The 16,719-nt window shown below is 70.3% G+C and carries 14 protein-coding genes; 10 read left to right on the forward strand and 4 right to left on the reverse strand.

Annotated elements, in window-relative coordinates; translation table 11 throughout:
- Positions 1-16: 16 nt before the first annotated feature.
- Entirely contained in the window at positions 17-1,063 is a 1,047-nt protein-coding gene (locus ACN28I_RS35490) for a glucodextranase DOMON-like domain-containing protein (protein ID WP_420946329.1), read from the forward strand.
- Here the strand turns inward: ACN28I_RS35490 and ACN28I_RS35495 are convergent.
- The gene (locus ACN28I_RS35495; RefSeq protein WP_420946330.1) at positions 989-2,650 is read right to left on the reverse strand and encodes an alpha-amylase family glycosyl hydrolase; all 1,662 of its coding nucleotides are present in this window, start codon (positions 2,648-2,650) and stop codon (positions 989-991) included. The genes ACN28I_RS35490 and ACN28I_RS35495 overlap by 75 nt on opposite strands.
- A gap of 196 nt (positions 2,651-2,846) precedes the next feature.
- Here ACN28I_RS35495 and pulA point away from each other — a divergent pair, with 196 nt between their 5' ends.
- The 5 genes from pulA (at position 2,847) to ACN28I_RS35520 (ending at position 9,447) form a co-directional block, all read left to right on the forward strand.
- On the forward strand, positions 2,847-6,308 hold the full coding sequence (pulA, locus tag ACN28I_RS35500) for a pullulanase-type alpha-1,6-glucosidase (RefSeq protein WP_420946331.1): 3,462 nt from the start codon (positions 2,847-2,849) through the stop codon (positions 6,306-6,308).
- 124 nt (positions 6,309-6,432) lie between these two features.
- Positions 6,433-7,185, forward strand: coding sequence for a nickel pincer cofactor biosynthesis protein LarB (gene larB, locus ACN28I_RS35505; RefSeq protein ID WP_420946332.1), 753 nt, complete (start codon positions 6,433-6,435; stop codon positions 7,183-7,185).
- A gap of 22 nt (positions 7,186-7,207) precedes the next feature.
- Positions 7,208-8,380: a nickel pincer cofactor biosynthesis protein LarC gene (gene larC, locus ACN28I_RS35510; protein WP_420946333.1), complete on the forward strand. Its 1,173-nt coding sequence runs from the start codon at positions 7,208-7,210 to the stop codon at positions 8,378-8,380.
- 84 nt (positions 8,381-8,464) lie between these two features.
- Positions 8,465-8,980, forward strand: coding sequence for a hypothetical protein (locus ACN28I_RS35515; RefSeq protein ID WP_420946334.1), 516 nt, complete (start codon positions 8,465-8,467; stop codon positions 8,978-8,980).
- Positions 8,977-9,447, forward strand: coding sequence for a DUF4304 domain-containing protein (locus ACN28I_RS35520; protein ID WP_420946335.1), 471 nt, complete (start codon positions 8,977-8,979; stop codon positions 9,445-9,447). The genes ACN28I_RS35515 and ACN28I_RS35520 overlap by 4 nt, the downstream gene beginning before the upstream one ends.
- A gap of 50 nt (positions 9,448-9,497) precedes the next feature.
- On the opposite strand, the gene ACN28I_RS35525 is transcribed toward ACN28I_RS35520, so the two are convergent.
- A complete protein-coding gene (locus ACN28I_RS35525) occupies positions 9,498-9,926 on the reverse strand; it encodes a cereblon family protein (RefSeq protein WP_420946336.1) in 429 nt (142 codons plus the stop codon).
- A gap of 32 nt (positions 9,927-9,958) precedes the next feature.
- On the opposite strand from ACN28I_RS35525, the gene ACN28I_RS35530 reads away from it, so the two are divergent.
- The 4 genes from ACN28I_RS35530 to ACN28I_RS35545 all read left to right on the forward strand — a co-directional run bounded on the left by ACN28I_RS35530 (position 9,959) and on the right by ACN28I_RS35545 (position 14,537).
- On the forward strand, positions 9,959-10,954 hold the full coding sequence (locus ACN28I_RS35530; RefSeq protein ID WP_420946337.1) for an ATP-binding cassette domain-containing protein: 996 nt from the start codon (positions 9,959-9,961) through the stop codon (positions 10,952-10,954).
- Positions 10,941-11,693, forward strand: coding sequence for an ABC transporter permease subunit (locus ACN28I_RS35535; protein ID WP_420946338.1), 753 nt, complete (start codon positions 10,941-10,943; stop codon positions 11,691-11,693). The genes ACN28I_RS35530 and ACN28I_RS35535 overlap by 14 nt, the downstream gene beginning before the upstream one ends.
- Before the next feature lie 15 nt (positions 11,694-11,708).
- Positions 11,709-12,785, forward strand: coding sequence for a dipeptide epimerase (locus ACN28I_RS35540; RefSeq protein ID WP_420946339.1), 1,077 nt, complete (start codon positions 11,709-11,711; stop codon positions 12,783-12,785).
- A gap of 72 nt (positions 12,786-12,857) precedes the next feature.
- The gene (locus ACN28I_RS35545; RefSeq protein ID WP_420946340.1) at positions 12,858-14,537 is read left to right on the forward strand and encodes an FAD-dependent monooxygenase; all 1,680 of its coding nucleotides are present in this window, start codon (positions 12,858-12,860) and stop codon (positions 14,535-14,537) included.
- Between the two features lie 311 nt (positions 14,538-14,848).
- On the opposite strand, the gene ACN28I_RS35550 is transcribed toward ACN28I_RS35545, so the two are convergent.
- Together ACN28I_RS35550 and ACN28I_RS35555 are read right to left on the reverse strand one after the other, a co-directional pair.
- The gene (locus tag ACN28I_RS35550) at positions 14,849-15,697 is read right to left on the reverse strand and encodes a DMT family transporter (protein WP_420946341.1); all 849 of its coding nucleotides are present in this window, start codon (positions 15,695-15,697) and stop codon (positions 14,849-14,851) included.
- A gap of 38 nt (positions 15,698-15,735) precedes the next feature.
- Positions 15,736-16,605, reverse strand: coding sequence for a DUF1206 domain-containing protein (locus tag ACN28I_RS35555; RefSeq protein WP_420946342.1), 870 nt, complete (start codon positions 16,603-16,605; stop codon positions 15,736-15,738).
- Positions 16,606-16,719: the final 114 nt, after the last annotated feature.

Genomic DNA, 16,719 nt, shown 5'->3' on the forward strand with positions numbered 1-16,719 from the left:
CCGAGGAACCCTCCGTATGGTGCTTCTCTGCCGCCTCTCCCTGCTCCTGTTGCTGGCCACGTGCGCCAGCGCCTGCCGCGGTACACGTGGCGACACGCAGCTCTTCTCCCTGGAGGACCCGCGTGGGGACGACCATGGAGACGGCGCGCTGCGCTACCCGCTGCGCCAGGACCTGGGGCCCGGCTCGTTGGACCTGCTGTCCTTCCGGGCGTACGCGGAGCGCGGGGGCACCCGCTTCGAGGCCACCTTCGCCCAGCCCATTCCCGTGCCCCAGCGCAGGACGGTGGACGCGGCGGGCACCACCCTGGCGGACATGGCCCGCCACGGCTTCTACACCTTCAACCTGGACGTGTACGTGGACGCGGACCGGATGGAGGGCTCGGGCCGCACGGACACGCTCCCTGGCCGCAACCTCACGCTCGCGCCGGGCAGCGCCTGGGAGAAGGCGATCGTCCTCACCCCGCGTCCCTATGAGGCGCGCGACGTGCTGCGCAAGCTGTGGCGGGACGCGGCGCTCGCGGAGGCGCAGCGCCAGAGCTCGCTGAGCGAGTCGGCGGTGCGGGCCCTGGAGGAGCAGGTGGAGCGGCAGATGGCGGAGCGCGTCTTCTTCGCCACCCGCATCCGCGTCTTCGGCCCCTCGGTGTCCTTCTTCGTCCCGGACAGCTTCCTCGGCGGCCAGGCCCAGCCCTCGTGGGGCTACGCGGTGGCGGTGACCGGGGCCACGTTGGACAGACGGGTGGAGCTGCCCACGCTGCTCGGCAACATGACGGCGCCGGCCGCCCAGGGATTGATGGTGCTCGGCATCGGGCCGGGCGTGTCGCACGAGCGCTTCGGCGGCGGCCGCGTGGGCGGCAGCACGGCCCAGTCCCCCGTGGTGGACCTGCTGGTGCCCGAGGGCGTGCGGCAGGACGAGGTGCTCGGGCCCCAGGCGCCGGGCTGGCCGGCGGTGGTCCCGGCTCCTCCCGCACCGCCCCCGGCGCCGTCCGAGCTACCGCAGGCGCCAGATGCCAGTGGCGCGGCCGGGCAGGGTGACGCTCCAGGTGCCGTCACTCCCCACGAGTGAGCCCGCGGAGGGGGCGGCGAAGAGCACCTCGGCCGGCTCCCCCTCCAACACGAAGGGGCCCGCCGTCTCCGGGCTGTCGGAGAGGTTGTGCACCACGAGCACGCGCTCCGCTCCCCACGTGCGCAGGAAGGCCAGCGTGGGCGTGTGGCCCTCGGTGGAGGTGAGCAGCTTGAGGCTGCCCCGGTCCAGGGCCTCCGAGGCGTGGCGGGCCCGGATGAGGCCGCGGTAGCGCGAGAGCAGGGAGCCGGGGGCATTCGACTGCGCGGCCACCTGGGCGCTCTCGCGGCCCGGGGAGAAGGAGAACCACGGCGTGCCGGTGGTGAAGCCGGCGCCCGCGCTCGCGTCCCAGGCCATGGGCGTGCGCTTGGCCTCGTCGTTGTTCGTGGTGCCGTTGGCCATGCCCACCTCCTCGCCGTAGTAGACGAAGGCCGAGCCCTGCATCGTGAGCAGCAGCGAGGCCGCGGTGGCGAGCGCGCCCGCGTTGCCGCTCAACTGCGTGGCCACGCGCACGTGATCGTGGTTGGTGAGGAAGGGCGCGTCCGCCACGCCCGCCGGGTAGCGGCTGCGCATCTCCGCCAGCTTCAGCGTGACGCCATGGCCATCCCCCGAGCGGGCCGCCTTGATCAGCTCGTCGGCGAGCGGGAAGTTGAAGTTGAGCTGCAGCTCGTCCCCGCCGGGCACCTGGGCCGTGGAGCCGTAGTAGGTGGCGATGGCCTGGGTGGTGGTCCAGTTCTCCCCCACCAGCACCGCGTCGGGCTTCACGCTCCGCACGTGCGCGGCGAACTCCTTCCAGAAGGCGTGCGTCTCGGCCGTGTCCGCCTGGCCGGAGACGCCCGGGCCGTTCTCGATGAGGTAGCGCGCCGCGTCCAGCCGGAAGCCATCCGCGCCCTTGCCCAGCCAGAAGGAAGCGATGCGTTTGACCTCCTCGCGCACCGCGGGCGTCTTCAGGTTGAGGTCCGGCATGCCGCCCCAGAAGACACCGTAGTAGTACGCGCCGTTGCGCTCGTGCCAGGTGGAGCCCTTGGCGAAGACGTCCCAGGGCGGCCGCCAGCCCAGGTCGGTGTCGCTCCACATGTACCAGTCCCGCTTCGCCGAGGTGCGCGAGGCGGCGGACTCCACGAACCACGGGTGCTGCGAGCTGCTGTGGTTGATGACGAGGTCCAGGATGACGCGCATGCCGCGGCGGTGGGCCTCGGCGCACAGCCGCTCGAAGTCCTCCACGGTGCCGTAGTCCGGGTGGATGCGCTCGTAGTCCACCACGTCGTAGCCGTGGTAGCTGGGCGAGTCGAACACGGGCATCAGCCAGAGCGCGTCCACGCCCAGGTCCGTGGTGGTGTCCGGGTTCCCGTCGTTGAGGTAGTCCAGGCGCGAGATGAGGCCGGGCAGATCGCCTTTGCCGTCGCCATTGGAGTCCTGGAAGCTGCGGACGAAGATTTCGTAGAAGACGGCGTGCCGGTACCACTCGTCCCCCGCGGGCGCGGCGAGCTCCACGGGGGGCCTCGCGGGCGGGTGGACGGAGGGGGGCTGCGGGGCGCAGGCCAGCAGCGTCAGGGCGGGGAGGAAGCGGAGGGCGCGCAGGTGCGACATGGCTCCCTGCTTAGCAGCGCGGTGCCACCCGGGCCAGCCGCCGCAGGTGAAGGGGCCGGGGCTCTGCTAGGCTCTCCCCGCTCCCACGGGCGATGACTTCGTCACGGACGTGTGGAGCTTCCTCAAGACCCGAAAGACAGTGCGGACTGGCTTGCCTCCAGAGGGGGGCGGTCCGTGCTTCCAGGAAGGTGTGTCGATGCGATTCGCAGTCATTTCCCGGCTCCCGTCATGGGCCCGGCCCCTGTCCCTCGGTCTGCTCGGCCTGCTGTCGTCGAGCACGGTGGCCTCGGCCGCCGAGCCCCCGCGCGTCACGCTCGTGGGCAGCTTCCAATCCGAGCTCGGCTGCAGCGCCGATGGCGATGCGGCGTGCACCTCGTCGGACCTGGCGTACGACGCCGAGGACGAGCTGTTCCAGAAGTCCTTCGACCTGCCCGCGGGCAGCTACACCTACCGGGTGGCCATCGACGGGGGCGCCGGTGGCACCTACGGCGCGGGCGCAGCGCTCAACGGGGCAGAGATCTCCCTGAATCTCGCCGCTCCCGCGAGCGTGAAGTTCTACTTCGACGCGAGGAGCCACTGGGCGACCAGCCGTCCGTCCAGCACGGCCAACGCGGTCATCGCCACCGTCGCGGGCAGCTTCCAGAGCGAGCTGGGCTGCCCCGGTGACTGGCAGCCCTCGTGCCTGCGCTCGTTGCTGCAGGACCCGGACGGGGATGGCAACTACACCTTCACCGCGACGCTTCCCGCGGGCGCGTATGCGTTCAAGGTGGCCCTCAACGAGGGTTGGGACACCAGCTACCCGGGCAGCGACGTCGCCTTCAGCGTGCCGACGGACGGGGCCGAGGTGAGCTTCCGGTTCAACTCGGGCACCAACGTCCCCACCGTCAAGGTCGCGGGCGCGCCCACCGGTGACATCCACCTCGCCCGCGCGCACTGGGTGGCGCAGGACACGCTGCTGTGGGCGCCGGAAGAGATTCCCGCGGACTCCCAGCTCAAGCTGCACTCCGACCCCGCCGGGGCCCTGGTGCTGCGGTCCACGGGCATCGAGGGCGGGCAGTCCATCTCCCTCGAGGTCGACCCGGCCGGCCCCAGCGCCGCGGTCAAGGCGAAGTTCCCGCACCTCGCCACGTACAAGGCGCTGAGGATTCCCGCGGCGGAGCTGGGCAAGGTGCCCGGGCTGCTCCAGGGCCAGCTTGCCCTCTCGCTGGTGAACAAGGACGGCAATCTGCTGGATGCCACCTCGGTGCAGATGCCGGGCGTGCTGGACGCGCTGTACACCTACGACGGGGCGCTGGGCGCCACCTGGAACAACGGCGTGCCCACCCTGCGCCTCTGGGCCCCCACCGCGCGCTCGGTGAAGCTGCACGTGTTCGACTCCTCGGCCGCGGCCACCGCCAGCCACGTGGCGGACCTGACGCACGACGCGAACACGGGCGTCTGGAGCATCACCGGCGAGGCGGGCTGGAAGAACAAGTTCTACCTCTACGAGGTGGAGGTCTACGTCCGCTCCGAGAAGAAGGTGGTGAAGAACCTGGTGACGGATCCGTACTCGCTGAGCCTGGCCCTCAACAGCACGCGCAGCCAGCTCGTCGACCTGGCGGACCCGGCGCTCGCGCCCGAGGGCTGGAACGCGCTGAACAAGCCCGCGCTGGCGGCGCCCGAGGACATCGTCCTCTACGAGCTGCACGTGCGCGACTTCAGCATCAACGACGCCACCGTGCCCGCGGACAAGCGCGGCACCTTCGCCGCCTTCACCGAGAAGCACTCCAACGGCATGAAGCACCTGACGCGGCTGGCCAGCTCCGGCATGACGCACGTGCACCTGCTGCCGGTGTTCGACATCGCCACCATCAACGAGAACCGTGCCGACCAGCTCGTGCCGGCCGGAGACCTGGTCTCCCTGCCTCCCGATTCCCGGGAGCAGCAGGCCGCGGTGACGGAGGTGCGTGACACGGACGGCTTCAACTGGGGCTATGACCCGTACCACTACACCGTGCCCGAGGGCAGCTACGCGGTGAACCCCGACGGCAGCGCCCGCATCCTCGAGTTCCGCCAGATGGTGAAGGGGCTCTCCGACACCGGCCTGCGCGTGGTGATGGACGTCGTCTACAACCACACCAACTCCTCGGGCCAGGACTCCCGCTCGGTGCTCGACCGCATCGTCCCCGGCTACTACCACCGCCTCAACAAGGACACCGGCAACGTCGAGACGAGCACCTGCTGCCAGAACACGGCCTCCGAGCACGCCATGTTCGAGAAGCTCATGGTGGACTCGCTCGTCACGTGGGCGAAGTTCTACAAGGTGGACGGCTTCCGCTTCGACCTCATGGGCCACCACATGAAGGCCAACATGCTGAAGGTCCGCGAGGCCCTCGACGCGCTCACCCTGGAGAAGGACGGGGTGGATGGCTCGAAGATCTACCTGTACGGCGAGGGCTGGAACTTCGGCGAGGTGGCGAACGGCGAGCGCGGCGAGAACGCCGTGCAGCTCAACATGGCGGGCACGGGCATCGGCACGTTCAGCGATCGCCTGCGTGACGCCGTCCGCGGCGGTGGCCCCTTCAGCGGCCTGCGCGAGCAGGGCTTCGCCAGCGGCCTCCTCCATGATCCCAACACCACCGACCAGGGCTCCGCGGACGCCCAGCGCCAGAAGCTGCTGCACTACGCGGACCAGATTCGCGTGGGCCTGGCCGGCAACCTGCGCGACTACCCGCTCATCAACAAGGCGGGCGCGACGGTGAAGGGCTCGCAGGTGGACTACAACGGGCAGCCGGCCGGCTACACGGTGGACCCGCAGGAGGTCATCACCTACGTCTCGGCGCACGACAACGAGACGCTGTTCGACGCCATCCAGTTGAAGGCGGCTCCCACGGCGAGCATCGAGGAGCGCGTGCGCATGCACAACCTCGCGCTGGACCTGGTGCTGCTGGCCCAGGGCATCCCCTTCATCCACGCCGGTGACGAGATGCTGCGCTCCAAGTCGCTGGACCGCAACAGCTACAACTCGGGCGACTGGTTCAACCGGATCGACTTCACCTACGAGTCGAACAACTGGGGCGTGGGCCTGCCTCCGGCCGGCGACAACGAGGGCAACTGGCCCATCATGGGCCCGCTGCTCGCCAACCCGGCGCTCAAGCCGTCCAGGGAGAACATCGTCTCGGCCGTGGAGCACTTCAACGAGATGCTGCAGATCCGCAAGAGCACCGCGGCCTTCCGCCAGCGCACCGCCGAGGACATCCAGTCCAAGGTGCGCTTCCACAACGAGGGGCCGGAGCAGATTCCGGGCCTCATCGTGATGGAGATCAACGACGCGCAGGCCGAGGATGGCGCCTCCAACGTGGTGGTGCTCTTCAACGCCAGCGACGAGCAGCAGGCGTTCACCCTGTCCTCGTACCAGGACAAGCCGATGCGGCTCCACACGGTGCAGCAGAGCTCGCACGACGCACGCCTCAAGGAGGCCGGTTTCGACGTGGCCGGGGCCGTGTTCACCGTGCCGGCCCGGACGACGGCGGTGTTCGTGAATGCCATCGACGAGGACGAGGAGCCCGAGGAGCCCAAGGGCTGCGGCTGCTCCGGCTCGAACGGTGGCGCCTTCGCCGCCCTGGTGATGCTGCTGGGCGGGGTGCTGCTGTCCCGGCGCCGCCGGGCTCAGGCGTAGGCCGCATCATCCCACCCCGGGACACGGGGGCCTGGCTCTCTCGAGTCCGGCCCTCGTGCCCGGGGGAGGGCTTTCCGTACGCTCCTGATTCCACCGGCCCGCACAGTGGGGTAGAGGGGCGGGCATGGACGAGAAGACGCTCACCCGACTGCTCGAGCAGGTGAAGGGCGGCAAGGTCTCGGTGGATGCCGCCGTGGGCCAGTTGAAGGACCTGCCCTTCGCCGAGCTCGGCTATGCCACCGTGGACACCCACCGCAGCCTGCGCTTCGGCTTTCCGGAAGTGGTGCTCGGCGAGCCCAAGACGGCCGAGCAGGTGCTGGGCATCGTGGGCAAGCTGGTGGAGCGCAAGCAGCCGGTGCTGGTGACGCGGCTTCAGCCGGAGAAGGCCGAGGCGCTCCTGGCCGCCTTCCCCAAGGGCGAGTACCACGCCGTGGCGCGCATCTTCCACCTGAAGCAGGGCAAGCAGAAGGCGGGGAAGGTGTCGGTGGTGACGGCGGGAACGAGCGACATTCCCGTGGCGGAAGAAGCGGCCATCACCGCGGAGGCCATGGGGGCCACGGTGAAGCGCGTGTACGACGTGGGCGTGGCGGGCATCCACCGGTTGCTGCGGCGGCGCGAGGAGATTCAAGACGCGCACGCGGTCGTGGTGGTGGCGGGCATGGAGGGCGCGCTGGCGAGCGTGGTGGGCGGACTGGTGGGCATTCCGGTGGTGGCGGTGCCCACGTCGGTGGGCTACGGGGCCAACTTCGGGGGCGTGTCCGCGCTGCTGACGATGGTGAACGCGTGCGCCTCCAACGTGGCGACGATGAACATCGACAACGGCTTCGGCGGCGGCTTCTACGCGGCGCTCATCTCGCGCACCAAGGGCCGGCGCTGAGCCAACAACCTGGAGAACATCCGTGCGCAAGATTCTCTACCTGGAGCCGGTGGGCGGCATCGCCGGGGACATGTTCCTGGCCGCGGGCGTGGACCTCGGCGTGACGCCGGAGGCGATTGCCCAGGGGCTGAGCGGGCTGAAGGTGCCGGGCTGGAAGCTGGCGGTGAGCCGGGCGGTGCGGCACGCCATCAGCGGCACGCACCTGGACGTGGTGCTGGACGAGCGCGAGGCCCATCCGCACCGGGCGTACGCGGACATCCGCCAGCTCATCGAGGCGGCGGACACGCTGTCGCCCCGGGCCAAGGAGCGGGCGCTGGCGGTGTTCCGGGCCATCGGTGAGGCCGAGGCGAAGGTGCACGGCGTGTCCATCGACGCCATCCACTTCCACGAGGTGGGGGCGGTGGACTCCATCGTGGACATCTGCGGGGCCGCGGTGGTGTTGGATCTGCTCGGAGATCCGGAGGTGTACTCGGCGCCTCCGCCGCTGGGCAGCGGCACCATCCGGGTGGCGCACGGGAACATGCCCATTCCGGTGCCGGCCACGCTGGAGCTGCTCCGGGACGTGCCGGTGCGCTTCGAGGGCGTGGGCGAGCTGACGACGCCGACGGGCGCGGCGCTGCTGAAGGTGCTGGCGCGCATCGGCCAGCCGCCGCCGGACTTCATCGTGGAGCGCATCGGCTACGGCGTGGGGACGAAGGACTTCCGGGACAGGCCCAACGTGCTGCGCGCCGCCATGGGCCGGGCCGAGGCGCGGGCCGAGGGCCTCTGGGTGGTGGAGGCCAACCTGGACGACAGCACGCCGCAGCTGCTCGGCTACCTCGTGGAGCACCTGCTCACGAAGGGTGCGCTGGACACCTGGGTGGTGCCCGCGACGATGAAGAAGGCCCGGCCGGGGCACGTGCTGAGCGTGCTGGTGGAAGGGGGCGCGAGGGAGACGGTGACGGACACGCTGCTGCGCGAGTCCACCACGCTCGGGGTGCGCTCCTACGCGGTGGAGCGGACGGCGCTGGAGCGCGACTGGGTGGAGGTGGAGACGCCGTGGGGCCGTGTGCGGGTGAAGCGCGGCCTGCGCAACGGCACGGTGCTCAACGCCCACCCCGAGTTCGAGGACTGCCGCAAGGTGGCCGAGGCCGCCAGCGTGCCGCTCAAGCAGGTGATGGCCGCCGCGCTGGCGGCGCTCAGCTCGGGGCGGTGAGGCGGTCCAGTACCACGCCAAGGACTCGTGGTGCTTCATGTGCCGGGGAGCGAGTGTTGCGACATCCAGAGAGAGAGCGACGCCATGAATCCAAAAAATGAGGAGTACAGGAGACACGTGCGGGTCGGGCTTGGCGTGCTGCTCGTGGCGTTTCTCACCGCGTTCGCGACGACTGCGGTTGGGCTCGGAGCAGGGGGGGAGGAAGCGCTGCCCCTCTTGGCGGCGCCTCTTGATGCCACCTCGGGGACCGAGCCGCTCCATGCCGCCAATAAAAAGGCTGGCAAGAAGAGTTCTGCTTTGCTCCCACGCTCCAAGTCGAGCGGAGAGACGGAGGCAACGAAGCGTGGCCGGCAAGCGCACAAGGACTGGGATCCAGGAGAAGGCTTCCGGAAGGAAGTGAGATTGCCGAGCGGCAAGCGAGCCGACGCGGTCAATCTCGACAAACAAGAGGTCAAGGAACTCAAGCCCGACACCCCGCGTGCCATCAAACGAGGTGAGCGGCAGGTCGAGGAGTATCGTCGCGAATTGGAGGGGACAGAAGGCGGCTCCTGGACGGGCAAGGTTGAAACCTATAAGCCTGATGCTGGAGAGAAGGATTGAATTCTTCATCCAACCCCATCAGGTCGGCCATGGTCCCTGCGCTTCGAGAGGCGGGCTTCAAGGTTCGAAGCAACACCTGGCACAAGCAGTGTGAAGACACCATCCTGGTCGTCAACCTCCAGAAGTCACAATGGGGTCCTCAGTTCTATATCAACCTCGCGGTTTGGGTGAGGCGGCTTGGGGATGCCTCGGCACCCAAGGAGTATCAGTGCCACATCCGCCAACGCGCCACGAGCTTGCCAGACACAAGAGCAAAGACCCTGGAGCGGGCGCTAGATCTCGAAGATGAATCCATGGGCATGCAGGAGCGCGAGGCATGTATCGACGAGTTCATGCGGGAATCAGCCATTCCGTTTCTGGAGTCCCTCTCCACGATAGAGGGGATTCGCTTGGCGCTCGAGGCGCAGAATCTCAAGGGGAGCCTCATCAACCGAGAACTCAAGGAGTTGCTCGCAGGCCATGCCTGACGCTTGTGAGCCGCAGAGTCAGGAGGTGATGGCCGCCGCGCTGGCCGCGCTCAGCCCGGCGCGGTGAGGCGGTCCAGCACCAGGCCGAGGAAGCCGCTCTCGCCGTGGAAGGCCCAGCCCAGGTGCGTCCCGCATTCGGCGCACATGGCGTACTGCCAGAGGAAGCCCGGAAACCAGCTATCCTTCGCGGTGGGCGGGCCGATGACGAGACAGCCCTCGGCCCGGGCGAAGCAGCCGAAGTGGAAGACGAACCCCGAGGGATTGACGCGGGTGTGTGTGTAGCGGCCGTTGACGGTGGTGCGGTCACGCTCGCGGGTGATGACGTGGCCGCAGCGCGCGCAGCACAGCGGCGCCTCCGGGTCGCGGGACTCCGTCTCCTCCTCGGCCTGGCGGGCGGGCGTGGCCTCGGCGGGAGCGGCGGGGCTGTCCTTGAGCCGCCATGCTCCCGGGGAGTGTCGTGGCCAGGGGGACGGGTTCATGACGCGGGGAGTCTCCTCGACTGCTGGTGCCCATGCTCGTGCATGGATGCAAGGCCGGGCCCGCGTGGTATGTCCGCCGCGCGAGAGGGGAGGACGGCCGCCTGGCACCCAACGAACATGTACCGCTGGAGGTCTCCGGCGTCACCAAGGTGTATCCCGGCGGCGTCCAGGCGCTCGACCAGGTCAGCTTCCGGATTTCACCGGGGGAGCGGGCCTGCCTGCTCGGCCCCAACGGCGCGGGGAAGACGACCCTCATCCGCCTGCTCACCGGCGCGCTGCGGCCCTCGTCGGGGCAGGTGAGCCTCTTCGGGCTCGGGGTCGACGACCCCGGCTTCCTGCTGGCCAAGCGGCGTGTGGGCATCGTCCCCCAGTCGCCGGGCATGTACCGGGACCTCACGGTGGATGACTTCCTCGTGCTGGTGCGCGACCTGTACGGCAGCGGGAACATCCCCGAGGTGGTGGAGGCCTTCGGGCTGGAGCCCTTCCGCTCGCGGCGGATGGCGGAGCTGTCCGGCGGCATGCAGCGCCGGTTGTCCATGGCCGCCGCGCTCGTCTCCTCGCCGGAAGTGCTGCTGCTGGACGAGCCCACGGTGGGGTTGGATCCGGTGGCCACGCGCGAGGTGCACACCTTCCTGCGCAAGGTGATGCCCGGCCGCACGGTGCTGCTGTGCACGCACAACCTGGCCGAGGCCGAGGCGCTCTGTGAGAGCGCGGTCATCCTCCGTCAGGGCAAGGTGCTGCTGCACGAGCGCATCGCCACGCTGCGCCAGCGGATCCAGCCCGTGCTCGTGCTGCGCGCCACCCAGGGTCCCGAGCGGTTGGCCGAGGCGCTCGCGGGCCAGGGTCTCACGCCCACCCGTGAGGCCGATGCGGTGCACGTGCACGTGGCGGACGCGGCGGCACAGGCTCCCGGGCTGCTGCGCCACCTGCTCGGCGCGGGGCTCGACGTCTACGAGTGCCGCGTCGTCATGCCGAGCCTCGAGGACCTCTTCCTGGATGTCGTGGGGGCGAACGATGCTCGAGCGTGAGGTGCGCATCCTCTTCCGCAAGGAGTGGCGCCAGTTGGTGCGCAGCCGCGGCGCGATGCTGACGGCGCTGCTGCTGCCCATCCTCCTGCTGGTCGTCATCCCGGGGTTGCAGATGCTCGGGATGAAGATGGGGGCGACGAAGCCGGTGAACCTCCCGCCCGGAGTGGAGCTGCCCCGGGGGCTGCGGGAGATGGCGGAGGATCCCGTGGCGATGATGCGGGCCATGCTGGTGCCCTTCATCGCGCTCGGCGGGCTCATCGTGCCCTCGGTGACGGCCAGCTACATCCTCATCACCGAGCGCGAGTCGCGCACGCTCGAGCTGCTGGTGGCCCTGCCGGTGCGCGTGGGGCAGATATTGCTCGCCAAGCTGCTGGCCCTGCTCGTGCTGGCCTCGAGCGTCACCCTGGTGCTCTTCTCCGTGGACGCGGTGCTCATCCTCGGGTTGGGAATCGGCTCGCCCGGCTTCGTGCTGGCCCTGCTGGCCGTGCTGCTCTCGTCGCTGACCTTCTCCACCACCACCGCCCTGCTCGTCAGCCTGCTGGCTCGCGACTTCCGCACCGCCAACAACATCAACGGGTTGCTCATCGGCCCCACCATCCTCGTCTGCTTCTTCGTCACCCTGGCCGTACCGGGCCCTTTCCTCTCGTCGCTACTGCTCGCGGTGCTGTTCGCGATAGGGTCCGTCGTCGCCACCTTCGTGTCCATGAAGGTGGTCACCTTCGAGCGTCTGCTGCGCTGAACCCCCTGGAGGCCCATGCTCCCGACCCTCATCACCGAACTGACTTTCGAGCCGCTGGACCTCGCTCTCACCGAGCCCTTCGCCATCGCCACGGGCGCGCCCACCATGGCCAACAACGTGCTGATCCGCCTGAAGCTGGCGGACGGGACGGTGGGCCTGGGTGAGTCCGCTCCGCTCACGGCTGTGTCCGGCGAGACGCAGGCGAGCACGCTCGAGGCCCTCCACTCGGTGCGCCAGGTGATGCTCGGGAAGGACGCGCGGGGCTGGCGTCCGCTCGCGGCGCTCCTGGGCGAGGCCCTGCCGAAAGCGCCCTCGGCGCGCTGCGGCATCGAGCTGGCGCTGCTGGACGCGCTGGGCCGCCACTACCGGATGCCGCTGTTCGCCTTCTTCGGCGGGGCGGGCACGGGGCTGGACATCGACATGACGGTGACGGCCGGTGACGAGGCGCACGCGGCGTCCTCGGCCCGGGCCATCGTGGCGCGGGGCATCCGCACCATCAAGGTGAAGGTGGGCGCGCTGTCGGCGGAGGAGGACGTGCGGCGCATGGTCATCATCCGCCGCGAGGCGCCCGGAGCGCGGCTGTTCGCGGACGCCAACGGGGGCTACACGGTGGCGCAGTCGCGGGCCTTCCTCGCGGGGCTGGAGTCCGAGGGCGTGCCCCTGGCCCTCTTCGAGCAGCCGGTGCCTCGCGAGGACTGGGAGGGCATGGCGGAGCTGACGCGCTCGTCGCGGGTGCCCATCTGCGCGGACGAGTCGGCCCGCACGGCCAAGGACGTGCTGCGGCTGGCGCGCGAGGGCGGGGCGCACGGCGTCAACCTCAAGCTGATGAAGAGCGGCGTGGTGGAGTCGCTGGCCATGTGGAACCTGGCGCGCGCCTCCGGCATGGAGCTGATGATGGGCGGCATGGTGGAGAGCACCCTGGCCATGAGCAGCGCGGCGCACTTCGCCGCCGGGTTGGGCGGCTTCGACTACGCGGACCTCGACACGCACCTCTTCATCCGGGAGCACTCCTTCCGCGGCGGCCTGACCATGCGGGACGGGCGGGTGGACGTCGGCCACGTCCAGGCGGGCCACGGCGTCGACCTGGGCTGAGCGCTGGGCGCCGTCCACCTCCTATGTCAGGCTGGCTCATACCGGCGGTGTGAGCCGGCAGGGGGAGACGGCATGTTGGACGCACTCGTGGTGGGAGCCGGGCCCACGGGCCTGACGATGGCCGCGGAGCTGGCGCGGCATGGCCTGCGGTGCCGTGTCGTGGATCAGCTCGAGGCGCCCTCGGTGCTGTCGCGCGCGCTGGCGGTGCAGGCGCGCACGCTCGAGGTCTTCGACGACTTCGGCCTCGCCGAGCAGGCGCTGGCGCGCGGGCGGAAGGCCGAGGCCTTCAACGTGGTGGGCGCCGGAGGCGTGCGCACGCGGGTGCCCATGCAGGCCTTCTCCTGGCTGGAGACGCGCTTCCCCTACATCTTCATGCTGCCGCAGGACGCCACCGAGGCCCTGCTCACCGAGTACCTGGGCTCGTTGGGGGTGCAGGTGGAGCGAGGCCTGGCGCTGGAGGACTTCCGGCAGGACGCGGACGGCGTGGAAGCCACGTTGAGGCGGGCGGAGGGCGGGGTGGAGCGCGTGACGGCGCGCTGGCTGCTGGGGTGTGACGGCGCGCGCAGCCGGGTGCGCAAGGGGGCCGGCATCCCCTTCGAGGGCGAGACGTATGACGATGCGTGCGTGCTGGCGGACGTGCGCGCGGAGTGGCCGCTCGGACAGGGGGAGCTGGTCATCATGCCGTCCCTGCACGGCGTGGTGGGGGCCTTCCCCATGCCGGGGGAGAACCGCTACCGGCTGTTCTGCATCATGCCGCGGGAGATGCTCCCGGAGGGCGACGAGACGACGCCCCTCACGCTGGAGGAGATGCAGGCCCTCTTGGAGCGCATGTCGAACGTGCCGGTGCGGGTGAGCGAGCCGCGCTGGCTGACGCGCTACCGGCTGCACCGCCGGGGCGTGCCGCGCTACCGCCAGGGCCGCGTGTTCCTCGCCGGGGATGCCGCGCACATCCACAGCCCCGCGGGCGGGCAGGGGATGAACACGGGCATCCAGGATGCCTACAACCTCGCGTGGAAGCTGGCGCTCGTCACCCGGGGCCGCGTGCCGGAGTCGCTGCTCGACACCTATGAGCTGGAGCGGCACCCGGTGGGGCAGATGCTGCTGGAGGGCACGGACAGGATCTTCGGCCTCATGACGCGGGGCGGGAGCTTCTCCCGGCTCCTGCGGACGTACGTGGCGCCCCGGCTCGCCAAGGGCCTGCTGGGGAGCACCTTCACGCAGCGGCGCCTGGCGCGCTTCGTCACGCAGCTCGCCATCCACTACCGGCGCAGCCCGCTGTCCACCGAGCGCATCTGGGGCGAGGAGGTGGGCGGGGTGCGGCTGGAGGAAGGCCCCGCGCCCGGGGAGCGCGTGCCGGAGCTGCCGGTGAAGGGGGAAGGCGTGGAGCGCCTGCACGAGGTGCTGCGAGGCCCCCAGCACACGCTGCTGCTGTTCACCGGCCTGACGCCCGAGGCGAAGGGGCGGAGCGGGCTGGTGACGCTCGCGCGGCGGCTGGAGGGAGCGTATGGGCCGCTGCTGAGGGCGCGCGTGGTGGTGGCGGGGGAGGGGACGCCGGGGCCCTTCGTGCTGGCCGACGGGGAGGGGGCGCTGCATCGCCGCTTTGGCGCCGGGGCGGAGTGCTTCTACCTGGTCCGGCCGGACGGGCACGTGGGGCACCGCGAGAGGCCCATCGAGCCGAAGCGGCTCGAAGCGGAGCTGGCCCGGCGCCTGGGTCCCCCCGGGGCGGGCGGCGAGAAGCGCGCCGCGAGCTGAGCCCGCGTCAACACCCTCTCCCTCTGGGAGAGGGCCGGGGTGAGGGTCATCCCGCCGCCAGGGGCACAAAAGTGCGGTGCCGCTGCCGATCCGGAGCGTTTCACTTGTCACCGGTGACAAGTGGAATGGGGCCAGTGGGTTTCACTCGTCAGCGCTGACGAGTGGAATGGAGCCAGCGGGTTTCACTTGTCACCGGTGACAAGTGGAATGGGGCCAGTGGGTTTCACTCGTCAGCGCTGACGAGTGGAATGGAGCCGGCGGGTTTCACTGGTCACCGGTGACCAGCGGAATGGACCCGGCCCGGTGTTTCCTCAGCCCTGAGCCTCTCTCGCCGGGGAGGCGTTGCCGCCTCTGGAGCCCAGCAGCGTGCGCCACGCGGTGGCCAGGAGGATGATCGCGCCGCCCACCAGTGCCCACGGGCCGGGCCGCTCCCCCGCGAAGAGGAAGGTCCACACGGGGTTGAGCACCGGCTCGAGCAGGATGAGCAGCGAGGCCTCCACCGCGGGCGTCTCGCGCAGGCCGCGCTGGAAGAGGGTGTAGGCAAGCCCAAGCTGGAATACGCCGAGGAACAGGAGCAGCCCGACATCCAGGGCCGTGGGCGTGTTGCCACCGAGCGCGGGCAGCAGGACGCCGAAGCCCGCGATGAGGTTGCCCCACACCAGCACGGACGAGCCCTCCTCGCCCACCGCGCGCAGCCCGAGGATGCACAGGGCGAAGGCGAGGCCCGAGCCCAGGGCAATCACATTGCCCCAGAACTGCCCCGGCGCGAGCTGATCCAGGAAGAAGAGGCTCAGGCCGAGCAGGAACACGGGCACGGCGGCCAGCTCACCGCGCGAAGGACGCTCGCGCAGCAGCAGCGGGGACAGGAGCAGCACATAGAGCGGCGCCGTGTCCTGCAGGAAGATGGCGTTGGCGGAGGTGGTGAGCTTGTTGGCGATGATGAACGACACCACCGTGGCGGCGTAGGCCACCGCCGCCAGGAGCCCTCGCCGGGACGGAAGCCGGCGGCCGGCGGGGATGGCGAGCGCGAGCACCAGGGCCGCGACGAGCGAGCGGCCGGAGGCGAGCTGCCACGCCGACAGGGTGGAGAGCTTCACGGCGGCGCCGGCGGTGGACCAGAGCACGGCGGCGGCGAGGAGGTAGAGGCGGGAGCGGACCATGGACGCGCGGGTGACTCATATACATGCGGGCGGGGCGGCTAGGCACCCAGGAAGCGCCGGTACCGGGCCTCGACGGCCATGTAGACGGCGTAGGCCACGAGGCCTGCGGCGGTGAGCGCCAGGAGCACCGTTCCATACGGTTGGGACGCGAGCGCCTCCAGGGCTCCGTCGAGTCCCCGGGCCCGCCGGGGGTTGGCGGTGAGCGCCGCCTGGACGAGGAACCCGCCGATCAGCACGAACACCCCTCCACGCGCGAGGATGCCCAGCTTGGAGATCCGCACCGCCCACTCCGCCTGCTGGGGGCGCAACGTGTCCAGCCGGAGCTTCTTGCGGAACTTCTCCTTCCAGGCCTTGTGGACCTGCCAGACGCCCATGCCGGCGATGACGAGGCCCACGACGGCGACCAGGGCCTGTCCGAAGGGCTGCGACATCAGTCTCGCCGTCCAGGACTGGGCGCTCTGGTCTCCACTCGTGCCGGCGCCTCCCGTTCCCAGCACCAGCCGGAAGGCGGCCAGGGCGAGGCCCGTGTGGATGGCGGCACTCACCAGGTAGAACCCTCGCAGGGCGAGTCCCTTCGCGCCGGTGCCCTTCCCGTCCGGATCCATCCATGCCTGCACCACGCGCCAGAGCACGTAGCCCACCAGGCCCACCGCCACCACCGCGAGCAGCGCCTTGCTCCAGGAGCCCTGGGCCAGCGTGGACAGCGCTCCCTTGGTATCGGTCGTCTTCCCTCCGGAGCCGATGGCGACCTGGATGGCGAGCACGCCAATCACCGCGTACACCACGCCCTTGGCCAGGTAGCCCAGGCGGGCCAGCGGCACCATCCACGGGTGGTGCATCGCCTTCGCCCCGAGGCGGTCTCCCTGGTGCTTCAACTCCGAGGCCTTCCGGCCAATCCCGTTCACCATCGTTCCTCCCTCCCTCACCGGAGCGCCGGAGCCACTGTCCGGCGGTGCGGTGCATCCCTTCGGAAGGTAGGCACACGAGGCGGCGCGTCTCAGGAGGCGCCTGGCTGCAAGCCC

This window comes from Archangium gephyra (genome assembly GCF_049060025.1).
Taxonomy (GTDB): domain Bacteria; phylum Myxococcota; class Myxococcia; order Myxococcales; family Myxococcaceae; genus Archangium; species Archangium gephyra_A.

Bases quoted from the DNA above. Each gene is read 5' to 3' on its own strand.
- ACN28I_RS35490 (WP_420946329.1), top strand. From the start codon at position 17: ATGGTGCTTCTCTGCCGCCTCTCCCTGCTCCTGTTGCTGGCCACGTGC.
- ACN28I_RS35495 (WP_420946330.1), bottom strand. From the start codon at position 2,650: ATGTCGCACCTGCGCGCCCTCCGCTTCCTCCCCGCCCTGACGCTGCTG.
- pulA (WP_420946331.1), top strand. From the start codon at position 2,847: ATGCGATTCGCAGTCATTTCCCGGCTCCCGTCATGGGCCCGGCCCCTG.
- larB (WP_420946332.1), top strand. From the start codon at position 6,433: ATGGACGAGAAGACGCTCACCCGACTGCTCGAGCAGGTGAAGGGCGGC.
- ACN28I_RS35515 (WP_420946334.1), top strand. From the start codon at position 8,465: ATGAATCCAAAAAATGAGGAGTACAGGAGACACGTGCGGGTCGGGCTT.
- ACN28I_RS35525 (WP_420946336.1), bottom strand. From the start codon at position 9,926: ATGAACCCGTCCCCCTGGCCACGACACTCCCCGGGAGCATGGCGGCTC.
- ACN28I_RS35530 (WP_420946337.1), top strand. From the start codon at position 9,959: ATGCTCGTGCATGGATGCAAGGCCGGGCCCGCGTGGTATGTCCGCCGC.
- ACN28I_RS35535 (WP_420946338.1), top strand. From the start codon at position 10,941: ATGCTCGAGCGTGAGGTGCGCATCCTCTTCCGCAAGGAGTGGCGCCAG.
- ACN28I_RS35540 (WP_420946339.1), top strand. From the start codon at position 11,709: ATGCTCCCGACCCTCATCACCGAACTGACTTTCGAGCCGCTGGACCTC.
- ACN28I_RS35545 (WP_420946340.1), top strand. From the start codon at position 12,858: ATGTTGGACGCACTCGTGGTGGGAGCCGGGCCCACGGGCCTGACGATG.
- ACN28I_RS35550 (WP_420946341.1), bottom strand. From the start codon at position 15,697: ATGGTCCGCTCCCGCCTCTACCTCCTCGCCGCCGCCGTGCTCTGGTCC.
- ACN28I_RS35555 (WP_420946342.1), bottom strand. From the start codon at position 16,605: ATGGTGAACGGGATTGGCCGGAAGGCCTCGGAGTTGAAGCACCAGGGA.